This window comes from Anoxybacillus flavithermus (genome assembly GCF_002742685.1).
Taxonomy (GTDB): domain Bacteria; phylum Bacillota; class Bacilli; order Bacillales; family Anoxybacillaceae; genus Anoxybacillus; species Anoxybacillus flavithermus_E.
In genome coordinates, this window is the sequence record NZ_PEDM01000013.1 from 49,384 (window position 1) to 63,549 (window position 14,166).

Sequence of the window (14,166 nt, forward strand, 5' to 3'; positions counted from 1 at the left end):
GTTTACAAGTTAGTTGAGTAGAGTAAGAGTTGAGCAGAGAATGAGTGAGAGCGGAGCAGAGGATCATTAGGATACGTACGCCTAAAGACCGCTCGTCTTTAGGCTTTTTTACTTTCCTCTTTGTTTCCCCTCATGTTCATTCTCCAAGAAAGGAGAACGATCATGGATATAGCTACATTTTTACAAGCAGCTTCCCAGTTCCGAACAATTCCGATTGTGCGCCGTTTTTTTGCAGATACGTTTCAACCCATTCAACTATTTATGGCGTTACGTGATGAGGCATCGTTTTTGCTTGAAAGCAAAGATGACATGTCCCCTTGGTCGCGCTATTCATTCATCGGTATTCGCCCATTTATGTCGATTGAAAGCGATGATGGCAAACAATTTTTTGTGAAAGAACAACAACAAGTGTTAGCGTGCACCGGGACGATTCAAGAAGCGTTTGCTGTCATGCAGCAACATCTTCACGTTCAACTGTTATCATTAGACGTCCCATTTCGCGGGGGAGCTGTTGGTTATATTAGCTACGATTTTATTTCTTCCATCGAGAAAATTCCTTATCATGCGTATAACGATTTACAAATGAAAATTGTCCATTTCGTCGTTTGTGAATCACTTTTCGCCTTTGATCATGTAAAAAAAGAGCTATTACTCATTCATTATGTTCGTTTAACGGAAGCGGATGATGAAGCAAAACAAGCAGAAAAATATGAAGTAGCTTGCCGAAGAATAGATGAGCTAGCGCGCCAAATGGTTCAAGGTTGCGATGAACAAGCGCATATGATGTTTGACCGAAACATATCTGTTTCGTTTGATCGGGTTCGTTCAAATATGGATCGGCAAACGTTCTATGAAGCCGTTGAAAACATTCAATCATACATTGCAAGCGGAGATGTGTTCCAAACGGTGTTGTCCCAACGATTTGAGATTGAAACGTCCATTGATGGACTTGAGCTATATCGTTTATTACGTTTATTAAATCCGTCCCCATACTTATTTTATTTAAAAATTGGTGAAGAGCAAATCGTTGGTAGCTCTCCCGAAAAACTCATTCAAGTACGAAACAGGGAGCTTGAAATTGATCCGATCGCAGGTACGCGTCGTCGCGGTAAAAATGAACAAGAAGATGATGCGCTTATGAACGAGTTGCTTCATGACCCGAAAGAGCGAGCGGAACATTATATGCTTGTCGATTTAGCACGTAATGACATCGGTCGCGTCGCCATGTACGGAACGGTGCGTACACCACAATTTATGCAAGTCGGGAAGTTTTCACACGTCATGCATTTAATCTCAAAAGTAACGGGAACGCTTCGCGATGATGTTCATCCGCTTGATGCCCTTATCGCTGCTTTTCCTGCAGGAACGGTGAGTGGAGCACCGAAAATTCGGGCGATGCAAATTATTCAAGAGCTAGAGCCGACAGCACGCAACGTATATGCGGGGGCGATTGCTTATATCGGTTTTGACGGGAATATTGACTCGTGTATAGCCATTCGCACAGCTATATTAAAAAATAAAGTAGCATACGTACAAGCAGGTGCGGGAGTAGTTGCGGATTCATTGCCTGCATTGGAGTGGAAAGAAACGAGAAATAAGGCGAGTGCTTTAATTCATGCGATTCAGCTTGCAGAGCACGTGTTTAAAGGGGGAGAAAGATGTGTTTGAACGGTTTTTGCATAAATGTGTCGCACAACAAACATTGACGCAACAAGAAGCGTATGAGGCGATGCATGCGATGATGAGCGGGGAAGTGGATGAAAAACAAGTAGCTGCTTTTTTAGTTTTGTTGCGTTTTCGCGGTGAAACGGTCGATGAGCTTGTTGGCTTTATTCGGGCGATGCGTGAACGAATGCGAACAGTTTCGTTCGACGAACCAGTAATCGATACGTGTGGAACAGGTGGAGACGGAAAAGGGACGTTTAATATTTCGACAGCTGTCGCGTTGCTTGTTGCATCCCTGAACATTCCTGTTGCGAAACATGGCAATCGTGCGGTGTCGTCGACAAGCGGAAGCGCAAATGTCATTGAGCATTTCCTTATCCCGATGCCGAAAACGGAAGAAGAAGCAAAAAAAGCATTACGCACACATCGGCTCGTTTTTTTATTCGCTCCATTTTATCATGAAGCAATGAAGCATGTTGCCCCCATTCGTCAAAGTTTAAAAATGCGAACGGTATTTAATTTGCTTGGTCCACTCGTCAATCCTGCGCGACCGAAAAGGCAAGTTATTGGTGTTCCTCATGCAAAAGATGCGCAAAACATGGCAGAAGCGTTGCAGCAAATCGGAACAGCACATACGGTGTTTGTCACAAGCAGTGACGGGCTAGATGAATGTAGTATCGCTGCGGAAACACAATTGATTGAGCTGAAAAACGGTCATATTATTCAACGTACTATTACTCCAGAAGATGTAGGATTACCGCGTGGTTGCTTGTCCGATATATGTGTTCATAGTGTAAGTGAAAGTGCCGAACTCATTGAACGTGTGTTTGCCCAACGTGCAAATGAAAGTGCGACAAATATCGTTTTACTAAACGCAGGTGTTGCATTATACGTTGCCGGTGCCGCATCGGATATTGAAGATGGAGTCAATATGGCGAAGCGAGCCATTGAAACTGGCCATGCTTATGCATATTTACAACGATTGCGAGGTGCAATGTATGCTTGAAACAATTTTACAAACAAAGAGAGAAGAAGTTTCATCGTTACAATTACCAGAGACATATGAACAACTTCCACGCCGTTCGTTTTACGATGCTTTAGCCAAGCCATATCGTATCCTAGGTTTGATTGCAGAAGTGAAAAAAGCTTCACCATCGAAAGGGATCATTCGACAACATATGAATGTCGTTGATATTGCCCGCGCATACGAGCGAGCAGGTGCGGATGCTGTGTCTGTTTTAACAGATGAACGATATTTTGCAGGTCATCGTTCATACGTGACGCAAGTGAAACAACATGTGCAAATTCCGATTTTACGTAAAGACTTTATTATTGATCGTAAACAACTTATCGAAAGTGTACGCATTGGTGCAGATGCCATTTTGCTCATTGGTGAAGCGCTTGATCCGAGTTTTTTGCATGAATTGTATGAAGAAGCGCATGAGATGGGATTGCAATGTTTAGTGGAAGTGCATGCTCCCAAAACAGTAGAAGCGATTTTAAAACGTTTCACACCGACAGTGATCGGTATCAATAATCGCGATTTAACAACCTTTCACACATCGTTGCATGTGACGACACAAATTGTTCCTCTTTTGCCTCAGTGCATCATTGTTAGTGAAAGTGGCATTCACACATACGATGACGTGCAGAAGGTACGACAAGCGGGTGCTCATGCGATGCTCGTTGGTGAAGCACTTATGCGGAAGCCAGCAGTCGATGTAGCCATTTATGAATTGTTTGGGGAGCGTGAAATATGACCGTCTTAAAATATTGTGGCAATCGTTCGTTGCAAGATGTGCAACTTATTGCCAAAAGCAAAGCGGACTATATCGGATTCGTTTTTGCGGAAAGCAAGCGAAAGGTCGAACCGAAAAATGTAAAACGATGGTTATCTGTCGTTCAACTTGAAACAAAACAAATCGTTGGGGTTTTCGTTCATCCAACGATTCATTCCGTTGCTTCCGTTCTCGAGCACGTTCCATTATCCATTATTCAATGTCATGGGATGGAAACTGTTCAGACAGTAAGGGAGATCAAAGAGGCTTTTCAACTTCCAGTTTGGAAAGTCATTCATCACATACCAGAAGCATGGTCATATATGCGTATATGGGAAGGAGTTGCAGACGGTTTTGTCATTGATAGTGGTCGCAAAGGAGCATGGGGCGGAACGGGGGTTTCGTTTGATTGGACTACCGTCCCTTGTTATATGGAAGAAGCAAAACGTCAAGGTGTTCCGTGCTTCATTGCAGGAGGCATTACGCCAGACAACGTTGAGCAACTGTTAGCATATGAGCCGTTCGGTATAGATATTAGTAGTGGAATTGAAGAAGACGAGCAGAAAAGTGAACAAAAAATAAAACAAATTGAACAGAAGGTGATGAAATGTTGACGTTACCAAATGAACGTGGTCGCTTTGGTATGTTTGGTGGAAAGTTTGTTCCAGAAACATTAATGCGTCCGTTAGCTGATATAGAGAACCAATTGCATGAAGCACTGGCTGATTCTTCGTTCCATGCGGAATATATGCATCATTTGTATGAATATTCAGGCCGTCCGACCGCCTTAACATTTGCAAAAAACTTGACAGAACGATTAGGCGGGGCGAAAATGTACTTTAAACGTGAAGACTTAAACCATACAGGTGCTCATAAAATTAACAACGCGATTGGGCAAGCGCTGTTAGCGAAACGAATGGGGAAACGAAAAATAATCGCTGAAACAGGTGCAGGACAACACGGAGTAGCTGCCGCTACTGTTGCCGCTCGTTTTGGTATGGAATGTAAAGTGTTTATGGGTGAAGAAGATGTGAAACGGCAATCATTAAACGTATTTCGTATGAAACTACTTGGTGCACAAGTCATTCCAGTAACAAGCGGCAACCGTACACTCAAAGATGCGACAAACGAAGCGATTCGTTATTGGGTAGAGCATTGTGACGATCATTTTTACATGATTGGCTCTGTTGTTGGACCTCATCCGTATCCGATGATGGTGCGTGAATTTCAACGCATTATCGGCGAAGAAGCGCGCGAACAAATGTTAAAAGCAGAAGGAAAACTTCCGGACACGATCATTGCTTGTGTTGGTGGTGGAAGTAATGCAATCGGTATGTTTCATCCATTCTTAGATGATGATGTTGAATGTATTGGCGTTGAGGCAGCAGGAAAAGGTGTGCATACAACTGAGCATGCCGCAACAATAACAAAAGGAACAAAAGGTGTCATTCACGGTTCCCTCACATACGTATTGCAAGATGAGCACGGTCAAATTACAGAACCATATTCGATTTCAGCAGGGTTAGATTATCCAGGTGTTGGACCAGAGCATGCATATTTAGCACATATTGGACGCGTTCGCTATGAGAGTGTAACGGACGAGGAAGCGATTGCAGCCCTTCAAATGACTGCAGAAACAGAAGGAATCATTCCAGCAATCGAATCTGCCCACGCGCTTGCCAAAGCGTTTCAAATCGCCCCCCTTCGCCCAAAACATGAAACGATTCTCGTTTGTTTATCAGGAAGAGGAGATAAAGATGTGCAAACGGTGATGAACTATTTGGAAGGGGATGAGCGGTAATGAAACATTTTATTCCATTTATCGTGGCGGGCGATCCGTGTGAAGAAGTGACGATCGATTTAGTTATTGCTCTTGAACAGGCAGGTGCAACGATATTAGAGCTTGGTGTACCATACTCGGATCCGCTTGCAGATGGCCCGATCATTCAACGGGCAGCGAGCCGGGCTCTAAAAAATGGAATGACCTTAACAAGAGCGCTTGAACTCATCGGCCAAATGCGAAAAAAAGGTGTAAAAATTCCGATTATTGTCTTTACGTATTACAATCCTGTGTTACAATTAGGAGAAGAACGCTTTTTTGCTTTAGCGCAACAAAACGGTGCGAGCGGCGTGCTCATTCCAGATTTACCGTTTGAAGAAAGCGAGCATATGAGAATATTAGGTGACACATATGGAATTCCTTATATTTCGCTCGTCGCCCCAACGTCTCATGAACGCATCGCAATGATTGCCTCGCAAGCTCAATCGTTTTTATATTGCGTGTCATCATTAGGTGTAACAGGCATTCGGGATTCGTTGCCAAAACAATTGTACGAATTTTTGCAACAAGTGAAATCATATAGCCGTGTTCCTGTTGTCGTTGGATTTGGTATTTCGACGGCTGATCAAGTGGAGCGACTTCAACACGTATGTGATGGCGTCGTCATCGGCAGCGCCATTGTACAAAAAATTGAACAGCTTCAACATCAGTTAAACGATGTGCATACACGCTCAAATGCGCTCATCGCTTTTTCTCAATATGTCGTTTCACTTATTGAACCATTAAAAAGGGTGGGGAAAAATGAAAGTCAAACAACAACTGAAACAACTAAAACCGTATCAACCGGGCAAACCGATTGAGGAAGTAAAACGCGAATATCAGTTAGAAACGGTAATTAAACTCGCATCAAATGAAAATCCGTACGGATGTTCACCTCTCGTGCAACAAGCGATGATTGCAGAGCTTGATTACTTAGCACTATATCCTGACGGATATAGCCGGTCGTTGCGCGAGGCGCTCGCTAAGCATGTTGGCGTCAATGAAAAACAACTTATTTTTGGAAACGGTTCGGATGAAGTCGTTCAAATCGTTTGTCGCGCCTTTTTACAAAAAGGAACGAATACAGTGATGGCTACGCCGACGTTTCCGCAATATCGTCATAATGCGATCATCGAAGGTGCGGAAGTGCGTGAGATTCCGCTTCAAGACGGACATCATCATTTAGAAGCGATGCTTGAAGCGATCGACGACGATACGCGCGTCGTTTGGATTTGTAGTCCAAACAATCCGACAGGTACGTATGTCAATGACGCTTCTTTACGTGCCTTTTTGGACAAAGTGCCTAAACACGTGCTCGTCGTTGTCGATGAAGCGTATTACGAATACGTGCAAGCGGAAGATTATCCGGATACGGTTTCTTTGCTTCGGCAATATGAAAATATGATGATTTTACGCACGTTTTCTAAAGCATACGGGTTAGCAGCGCTTCGTATCGGATATGGCATTGCACATGAACATATTTTACAAGCGATCGAGCCAGCGCGTGAGCCATTTAACACGTCTCGTCTTGCTCAAGTTGCTGCACGGGCTGCATTAAACGACCAAACATTTATTCAACAATGTGCACAAAAAAATAAACAAGGTTTAAACCAATTTTACGCATTTTGTGATGAGTACAGTTTGCGCTACTACAAATCAGAGGGAAATTTTATTTTAATCGATTTTGGTTTTAGCGGTGATGAAGTGTTTACGTATTTGCTGCAACGCGGCATTATCGTTCGTTCAGGATGCGCTCTCGGTTTTCCGACCGCTGTGCGCATTACAGTCGGATCGGCGGAACAAAACGAAACGATCATTCGTACATTAGCGAACATGTTAAAAGAAAGAAGGGAGCAACTTTGCAAGGAAACGTTTTAGTTGCCGGTCTTGGCTTAATCGGCGGTTCGATTGCGCTTGCGATCAAGCGAGCGCATCCGGACGCCACAATAATCGGATATGACGTATTAGATGAATCAATGCGTCTAGCTCGTTCGCTCGGTGTCATTGACGAAGCGGTACCATCGTTTGCTCAAGGGGCATGTGAAGCAGATGTCATCGTGCTCGCTGCACCTGTCGTTCAAACAGAGCAATTGCTTCATGAGTTGGTCGGTCTGTCTTTACGGCCACATGTCATTGTTACAGATGTAGGAAGCACAAAAGAACGCATTGTCGAGCAAGCGTTGCCGTTATTAGAAAAAGGGGTGTCGTTTATCGGTGGACATCCGATGGCAGGTTCACATAAAAGCGGAGTGGCAGCTGCGCGTGCGCATTTGTTTGAAAATGCATTTTACATTTTAACGCCGACGGAACATGTGAAAGAAGAAGATGTCATACGTCTAAAACATTGGCTTAAAGGAACGAAAGCACACTTTGTTACATTAACACCGAAAGAGCATGACCGCATTGCTGGCGTCATTAGTCACTTTCCGCACATCGTTGCAGCAAGCCTCGTTCATCAAGCACAGCAGTACGAACGAGAAGATGAACTTGTGAGCCGATTGGCGGCCGGTGGATTTCGTGATATTACGCGCATTGCCTCAAGCAATCCAGAAATGTGGCGCGATATTTTTATACATAATAAAGAGGAACTGTTGCAACTATTTGATCGTTGGATCGAGGAGATGAAAAAAATTCGTACGTATGTTGCTGATGGGGATAGCGACCGGATTTATCATTATTTTCATGAAGCGAAACAGTTTCGTGACGGATTGCCTGCCCGAACGAAAGGGGCGATCCCTTCCTTTTATGATTTATATGTCGATGTGCCAGACTATCCGGGGGTTATTTCTGAAATTACGGGCTATTTAGCAAAAGAGCGTATTAGCATTACAAACATTCGTATTATCGAAACGCGTGAAGATATTTACGGTGTACTTCGTTTAAGTTTTCAAACAGAAGATGACCGTCAACGAGCGAAACATTGTATTGAAGCCAATACGAACTATGAAACGTACGTTGTGTAAAAGAGGGTGGAATGATGGAGTTAAAAACAAATATCCATGCATTGCGAGGAGAAATTGCTGTCCCGGGAGATAAGTCCATTTCTCACCGCGCCATTATGTTTGGTGCGCTTGCGAAAGGGACGACACGAGTGACAAATTTTTTAACGGGTGAAGATTGTTTAAGTACAATCGATTGTTTTCGTCAAATGGGGGTAGAAATTACACAGCAAGGGAATGAAGTCATCGTTGAAGGAAAAGGAATTGACGGATTAAAAGAGCCTAAACATATATTAAACGTTGGCAACTCAGGAACGACAACACGTTTATTGTTAGGCATTTTAGCCGCTTGTCCGTTTCATGCTTGTTTAATTGGAGATGATTCAATCGCAAAACGGCCAATGGATCGCGTGACAAAACCGCTCAAACAAATGGGTGCACATATCGACGGAAGGGAACAAGGTCGATACACACCGTTAGCGATTCGTGGCGGACAACTCCAGCCAATTACATATCATTCCCCTGTCGCTAGTGCGCAAGTAAAATCAGCCATTTTGCTTGCTGGGTTACATGCTGAAGGAACAACAACGGTTACTGAACCACATCAGTCGCGCGATCATACCGAGCGTATGTTGCGTGCATTTGGTGCGGACGTCCATGTTGACGGACGTAGTGTTTCCGTCACGGGGAAACAAACGCTTCAAGCAATTGATATAGAAGTGCCGGGCGATATTTCTTCTGCTGCGTTCTTTTTAGTCGCTGGGGCGATCGTCCCAAATAGCGAAATTACGTTAAAACATGTCGGAATCAACCCGACGCGTACAGGTATTATTGATGTATTAAAAAACATGGGGGCAGATATTTCGATTGAAAATGTTCGCAATGAAGAAAGTGAGCCTGTAGCTGATATTACCGTTCGTACATCGACATTGGAGGCAACGCGTATCGGTGGTGATATCATTCCGCGATTAATTGACGAAATTCCGATTATTGCTCTTTTAGCGACGCAAGCAGAAGGAACGACAATCATTACAGATGCAAGCGAGTTAAAAGTAAAAGAAACGGATCGCATCGCAACAGTTGTATCCGAGTTGCGAAAGCTTGGCGCTCACATCGAAGCGACGGAAGACGGAATGATCATTCACGGAAAAACACCGCTTTATGCCGAAAATACGGTTGTTGATAGCTACGGTGATCATCGCATTGGCATGATGTTAGCGATCGCGGCGTGCATCACAAAAGGAAGTGTTATCCTTCAACATCCCGAAGCGATTGCCGTGTCATATCCGGCGTTTTTTGACCATCTTCGTATGTTACAAAGCTGATTCTATGACGGATCAGCTTCTTTTTTTTGCATGCTTATTTGTTCGATGGTATGATAAAGCGTGATGATACGAATAATGAGGGTGAAATTGATGGAAAAGTTAGATCAAATCGTTCAACTCGTTGAACAAGGAGATGTGGAACGCGCATTAGCGCTTGCGGAGCAAGTAAAACAAAACGGAAGCGATGAAGAGCGATATACGTTAGCTGATCAACTATTTTCGTGGGGATTGTTGGAAGAGGCGGAATCGCTCGTTCGTATGTTGCTTACACGTTATCCAGACGAACGTGAACTACAACTCTTTTTAGCAGAAATATATACAGAAATGGATAAAGAGGAAGAAGCGCTTGAATTGTTGCTTGATATTGACGAGGATGATCCGTATTATGTGCGTGCATGCTTGTTAATGGCAGACCTTTACCAAATGCAAGGATTAGATGAAGTGAGTGAACAAAAGCTATTAAAAGCGTATGAAAAAATGCCGAACGAACCTCTTGTTCAATTTGCATTAGCGGAGTTATATTTTACGATCGGCCAATATCAAAAAAGTTTGTTTTATTATGAACAAGTCATCAACAAAACAAAAACGCTCGCAGGTACCGTCATTGCCCAGCGCATAGCGGAAGCATATAGCTTACTTGGTGAATTTGAACGATCGCTATCTTATTATGAGGAAGCATTAAACGAACGTTTCGATGCGCATACGTTATTTCAATACGGATTTACTGCATATCAAGCAGAAGCATATAAAACAGCTATTGCGAAATTTAGTGAGTTAAAAGCGCTCGATCACGAGTATGTGCCTCTTTATTTATTTTTAGCAAAATCGTATGAACAAGAAGGAGATATTCAACAAAGTTACGAAATAGCAAAAGAAGGATTAACAATAGATGAATGGAATAAAGAATTGCTTGTATATGCTGGGAAAATTGCATTGAAACTCGGAAAACGGGAGGAAGCGCTAACCTACATTGAAAAAGCGCTAGACATTGATCCGGGTTATTTAGAAGCGTTGTTTATACAGACGAGTTTGCTGTTTCATGAGGAGCGGTATGAAGACGTTGTCCATGTCATTCAACAAGCAATCGATCAAGGCGAGTACGATCCCCAATTTGAATGGGAGCTTGCGAAGGCGAAGCAAAAGCTTGAAATGTATGATCAGGCATTAAATCATTATGAAGAGGCATATACTTTTTTTAAAGATGATCCAAACTTTTTATATGATTTTGGCTACTTTTTATTTGAGGAGGGAAGAAGGGAAAGGGCGAAAGATATATTTGAACAACTATTACGTATCGATCCGACAAACGAAGAGATTGCCCATATGATGTTGCAGTTTGAATGATGTTGTCATTCGGATGCAAGGGGGGAAGGGAATGGTTTCTGTTCGGGAGAAGAAAGAGTTTGTTCGTTGGTTTTTAAACAATTATCAATTAAAACGGCGTGAATGTGTATGGATTTTAAACTATTTACTTAGTCATGATGCGCTCATGGAAAAAGTGCACTTTGTGGAACATGCGGAATATTGTCCGCGCGGCATGATGATGTCGACGCATTGTGTCGATGATGTGCCGTTTCGATTTTATAAGCAAAACGTCGTCACGACAGATGCGGAAAAATCGTTTCACGATATTCGCTTAAATCGTGATGAGGATATTTACATTCAACTTAATTTTCGCGGTGCTTTCCATTCACCGCAATACGTGGCGGTACTTGAAGAAAATCCGTACATGCCAAAACGGGTCAATAAACAAGACGAACAACTTGTTGAAACAATCGTTCATCAATCGATTCAACATTTTCAACGACAAAAAATTATGCGGTTAATTGACGAGGCGCTAGATCAGCAAGATGAACAAAAATTTCGCGAGCTGACCGAACAATTAAAAGCGTTGCGCTAACCTCGTGTTTTCGCAACGCTTTTTACTATGCATATATTTGTCACAAAACGTTCAAAAAAATACATATGCGTTTCGTGTAATATGGAAACATAAGGAGTGATTTGAATGAAATGGACAGCAAAAGATGTAGACATGTATCAACAAGCGAAAGAGTATGTTGACACAGCGCTCGTTCCTTGTATACCGATCGGGAACACGAATATGAAAGCGTTTGCTGAAATGAGCGAGCATACGTTGTTTATTGCGAACGAAGTGGAGCGACAATTTAAAGGGAGAGTGATGTTATTTCCGCCTCTGACATATGTTGTGCAAGAACAAATACAAGCGCGTGTGCATGAATGGACTAATGTGCTTAAACAAGCGGGATTTCAACATATATGTTTTGTCACTTCACATGCGGATATCGCGGATGAGTCGTTTATTTATGTACCAGCGCTTCCACTTGAGCATGCAGATGAAGCATATAAGCAAAAAGTTGTTCGTCAACAAGTTGAACAAGTGATGGATGCGTTAGTCGCAAAATGGACGTTAAAAAATTAGATAGCGTTTACACTATCATTATATTGACCTTGGTGGAAACATGATATATCATTAGGTTGTCCTAGTTTTATATATGTGTTATAACAATTCGTCCGGATGGACTTAACTTTGCATAGAGGGGGGAAAACGATGAGCGAGAAAAAGCATCGCGTGTCAAGACGGCAATTTTTAAACTACACGTTAACAGGTGTAGGTGGATTTATGGCAGCGGGCATTTTATCACCAATGGTGCGCTTCGCCTTAGATCCGATCTTAAAAGAAGAAGCTGGGCAAGATATGGTTGCGGTTGCCCAAGTGAAAGACATTACGACAGAACCACAGCGCTTCGACTTCAAAGTAAAAGTAAAAGACGCGTGGTACGAATCAGAAGAGCCAAGATCGGCTTGGGTATTTAAAGATGAAAAAGGGGATATCGTTGCGCTATCACCAATTTGTAAACATCTTGGCTGTACGGTGAACTGGAATGGTGACAAAAGCAATCCGAACCGTTTCTTCTGTCCTTGTCACTACGGTTTATATGAAAAGGACGGAACGAACGTGCCAAACACGCCACCACCAGCTCCATTAGACCGTTACGAATACGAAGTAAAAGATGGCACGTTGTATTTAGGGAAAGCGAAACCACGAGGGGAGGCGTAATACATGCTTAATAAGATTTATGATTGGGTTGACGAGCGGCTAGATATTACGCCTTTGTGGCGCGATATCGCAGACCATGAAGTGCCAGAGCACGTAAACCCTGCGCATCATTTTTCAGCGTTTGTTTACTGCTTTGGTGGATTAACGTTTTTCGTTACAGTTATCCAAATTTTATCTGGTATGTTTTTAACGATGTATTACGTACCAGATATTAAAAACGCTTGGGAATCTGTGTATTACTTACAAAACGAAGTAGCATTTGGACAAATTGTGCGCGGCATGCATCACTGGGGAGCAAGTCTCGTTATTGTGATGATGTTTTTACATACGTTGCGCGTATTTTTCCAAGGTGCTTACAAAAAGCCACGTGAGTTGAACTGGATCGTTGGTGTACTTATTTTTATGGTCATGATGGGGCTTGGTTTCACAGGCTACTTATTACCTTGGGATATGAAAGCGCTCTTTGCGACAAAAGTAGGATTGCAAATTGCTGAAGCAACACCAGTCATCGGTCCAGCGATTAAAACGTTATTGGCAGGTCATCACGAAATCGTTGGAGCTCAAACGTTAACGCGCTTCTTTGCGATTCACGTGTTCTTCTTGCCTGGAGCGTTATTAGGATTAATGGCTGCACACTTCTTAATGATTCGAAAACAAGGAATTTCTGGTCCACTGTAAAATTTAGCATAAGGGAGGGAACGCTATGCATCGCGGAAAAGGGATGAAATTTGTCGGCGACTCGCGCGTACCTGCAATGCGCAAGCCGAACATTCCGAAAGACTATTCCGAATATCCGGGGAAAACCGAGGCGTTTTGGCCGAACTTTTTATTAAAAGAATGGATGGTCGGCTCCGTCTTTTTAATCGGCTTTTTATGTTTAACCGTTGCGCATCCGTCGCCGCTTGAGCGAATTGCGGATCCGACAGATACAAGTTATATTCCGCTTCCAGACTGGTACTTCTTATTCTTATACCAACTATTGAAGTACTCATTTGCATCTGGTCCATATACAGTTGTTGGAGCGATTATTATTCCTGGACTTGCATTTGGTGCGTTATTGCTTGCACCGTTTTTAGATCGTGGTCCAGAGCGTCGTCCATCAAAACGTCCAGTTGCTGTCGGTATGATGTTGCTTACGCTTGCTGCAATCATTTTCTTAACATGGGAATCTGTCGTCACGCACGACTGGGAAGCAGCGGCTGAACAAGGAAAAATTCGTGCAGAAGTAGACATTGACAAAAATGCAGAAGGATATAAAATTTTAGAAGCAAACACATGTTTAACATGTCACGGTGAAAACTTGCAAGGTGGTCCGGCGGCACCATCTCTTGTTGGTACAGGATTATCTCCAGAAGAAATTGCTAACATCGCGAAAAATGGTAAAGGTGGCATGCCAGCTGGTATTTTCAAAGGCACAGATGAAGAATTGCAAAAACTTGCAGAGTTTGTCGCTGGTTTAAAAGCAGAATAATGTGTAAAAGCTGACTGAACATCAGTCAGCTTTTTTGGTGTGCTCGGCATGGGTGCAATCTATAGGGTGAAAGTCCCGAACTGCGAAGGC

At 42.9% G+C, this 14,166-nt stretch carries 15 protein-coding genes; all 15 read left to right on the forward strand.

What is annotated here, in order from left to right:
• Positions 1-162: 162 nt before the first annotated feature.
• The 15 genes from trpE to CS060_RS07860 all read left to right on the forward strand — a co-directional run bounded on the left by trpE (position 163) and on the right by CS060_RS07860 (position 14,076).
• Positions 163-1,668, forward strand: a complete 1,506-nt coding sequence (gene trpE / locus CS060_RS07790) for an anthranilate synthase component I (protein WP_035050553.1) — start codon at positions 163-165, stop codon at positions 1,666-1,668.
• Entirely contained in the window at positions 1,661-2,671 is a 1,011-nt protein-coding gene (gene trpD / locus CS060_RS07795; RefSeq protein WP_035050554.1) for an anthranilate phosphoribosyltransferase, read from the forward strand. The genes trpE and trpD overlap by 8 nt, the downstream gene beginning before the upstream one ends.
• Positions 2,664-3,425: an indole-3-glycerol phosphate synthase TrpC gene (gene trpC / locus CS060_RS07800; protein WP_035050555.1), complete on the forward strand. Its 762-nt coding sequence runs from the start codon at positions 2,664-2,666 to the stop codon at positions 3,423-3,425. The genes trpD and trpC overlap by 8 nt, the downstream gene beginning before the upstream one ends.
• Complete coding sequence (locus CS060_RS07805; RefSeq protein WP_035050557.1) at positions 3,422-4,057, forward strand: phosphoribosylanthranilate isomerase; 636 nt, start codon at positions 3,422-3,424, stop codon at positions 4,055-4,057. The genes trpC and CS060_RS07805 overlap by 4 nt, the downstream gene beginning before the upstream one ends.
• Positions 4,051-5,244 (forward strand): tryptophan synthase subunit beta, encoded by a 1,194-nt coding sequence (trpB, locus tag CS060_RS07810; RefSeq protein WP_035050559.1) that lies wholly within the window; start codon positions 4,051-4,053, stop codon positions 5,242-5,244. The genes CS060_RS07805 and trpB overlap by 7 nt, the downstream gene beginning before the upstream one ends.
• Positions 5,244-6,083 (forward strand): tryptophan synthase subunit alpha, encoded by an 840-nt coding sequence (gene trpA, locus CS060_RS07815; RefSeq protein ID WP_035050560.1) that lies wholly within the window; start codon positions 5,244-5,246, stop codon positions 6,081-6,083. The genes trpB and trpA overlap by 1 nt, the downstream gene beginning before the upstream one ends.
• A complete protein-coding gene (hisC, locus tag CS060_RS07820) occupies positions 6,025-7,140 on the forward strand; it encodes a histidinol-phosphate transaminase (protein ID WP_035050561.1) in 1,116 nt (371 codons plus the stop codon). Before trpA ends, hisC begins: the two co-directional genes overlap by 59 nt.
• A complete protein-coding gene (locus CS060_RS07825; RefSeq protein WP_035050562.1) occupies positions 7,122-8,225 on the forward strand; it encodes a prephenate dehydrogenase in 1,104 nt (367 codons plus the stop codon). Before hisC ends, CS060_RS07825 begins: the two co-directional genes overlap by 19 nt.
• Positions 8,226-8,239: 14 nt before the next feature.
• Positions 8,240-9,526, forward strand: a complete 1,287-nt coding sequence (aroA, locus tag CS060_RS07830; protein ID WP_035050563.1) for a 3-phosphoshikimate 1-carboxyvinyltransferase — start codon at positions 8,240-8,242, stop codon at positions 9,524-9,526.
• Between the two features lie 90 nt (positions 9,527-9,616).
• Entirely contained in the window at positions 9,617-10,870 is a 1,254-nt protein-coding gene (locus tag CS060_RS07835; protein ID WP_099668851.1) for a tetratricopeptide repeat protein, read from the forward strand.
• A gap of 31 nt (positions 10,871-10,901) precedes the next feature.
• Complete coding sequence (locus tag CS060_RS07840; RefSeq protein ID WP_035050565.1) at positions 10,902-11,426, forward strand: ReoY family proteolytic degradation factor; 525 nt, start codon at positions 10,902-10,904, stop codon at positions 11,424-11,426.
• 105 nt (positions 11,427-11,531) lie between these two features.
• Positions 11,532-11,966 (forward strand): YpiF family protein, encoded by a 435-nt coding sequence (locus CS060_RS07845; RefSeq protein ID WP_035050566.1) that lies wholly within the window; start codon positions 11,532-11,534, stop codon positions 11,964-11,966.
• A 129-nt stretch (positions 11,967-12,095) separates the two neighbouring features.
• Positions 12,096-12,605: a Rieske (2Fe-2S) protein gene (locus CS060_RS07850; protein WP_035019805.1), complete on the forward strand. Its 510-nt coding sequence runs from the start codon at positions 12,096-12,098 to the stop codon at positions 12,603-12,605.
• 3 nt (positions 12,606-12,608) lie between these two features.
• Positions 12,609-13,283 (forward strand): menaquinol-cytochrome c reductase cytochrome b subunit, encoded by a 675-nt coding sequence (gene qcrB / locus CS060_RS07855; protein ID WP_006319468.1) that lies wholly within the window; start codon positions 12,609-12,611, stop codon positions 13,281-13,283.
• A gap of 25 nt (positions 13,284-13,308) precedes the next feature.
• Positions 13,309-14,076: a menaquinol-cytochrome c reductase cytochrome b/c subunit gene (locus tag CS060_RS07860; protein WP_006319470.1), complete on the forward strand. Its 768-nt coding sequence runs from the start codon at positions 13,309-13,311 to the stop codon at positions 14,074-14,076.
• Positions 14,077-14,166 lie beyond the last annotated feature (90 nt).

Excerpts from the sequence above, each read along its gene's own strand:
- trpE (WP_035050553.1), top strand. The coding sequence starts at position 163 with ATGGATATAGCTACATTTTTACAAGCAGCTTCCCAGTTCCGAACAATT.
- trpC (WP_035050555.1), top strand. The coding sequence starts at position 2,664 with ATGCTTGAAACAATTTTACAAACAAAGAGAGAAGAAGTTTCATCGTTA.
- CS060_RS07805 (WP_035050557.1), top strand. The coding sequence starts at position 3,422 with ATGACCGTCTTAAAATATTGTGGCAATCGTTCGTTGCAAGATGTGCAA.
- trpB (WP_035050559.1), top strand. The coding sequence starts at position 4,051 with ATGTTGACGTTACCAAATGAACGTGGTCGCTTTGGTATGTTTGGTGGA.
- trpA (WP_035050560.1), top strand. The coding sequence starts at position 5,244 with ATGAAACATTTTATTCCATTTATCGTGGCGGGCGATCCGTGTGAAGAA.
- hisC (WP_035050561.1), top strand. The coding sequence starts at position 6,025 with ATGAAAGTCAAACAACAACTGAAACAACTAAAACCGTATCAACCGGGC.
- aroA (WP_035050563.1), top strand. The coding sequence starts at position 8,240 with ATGGAGTTAAAAACAAATATCCATGCATTGCGAGGAGAAATTGCTGTC.
- CS060_RS07835 (WP_099668851.1), top strand. The coding sequence starts at position 9,617 with ATGGAAAAGTTAGATCAAATCGTTCAACTCGTTGAACAAGGAGATGTG.
- CS060_RS07840 (WP_035050565.1), top strand. The coding sequence starts at position 10,902 with ATGGTTTCTGTTCGGGAGAAGAAAGAGTTTGTTCGTTGGTTTTTAAAC.
- CS060_RS07845 (WP_035050566.1), top strand. The coding sequence starts at position 11,532 with ATGAAATGGACAGCAAAAGATGTAGACATGTATCAACAAGCGAAAGAG.
- CS060_RS07850 (WP_035019805.1), top strand. The coding sequence starts at position 12,096 with ATGAGCGAGAAAAAGCATCGCGTGTCAAGACGGCAATTTTTAAACTAC.
- qcrB (WP_006319468.1), top strand. The coding sequence starts at position 12,609 with ATGCTTAATAAGATTTATGATTGGGTTGACGAGCGGCTAGATATTACG.
- CS060_RS07860 (WP_006319470.1), top strand. The coding sequence starts at position 13,309 with ATGCATCGCGGAAAAGGGATGAAATTTGTCGGCGACTCGCGCGTACCT.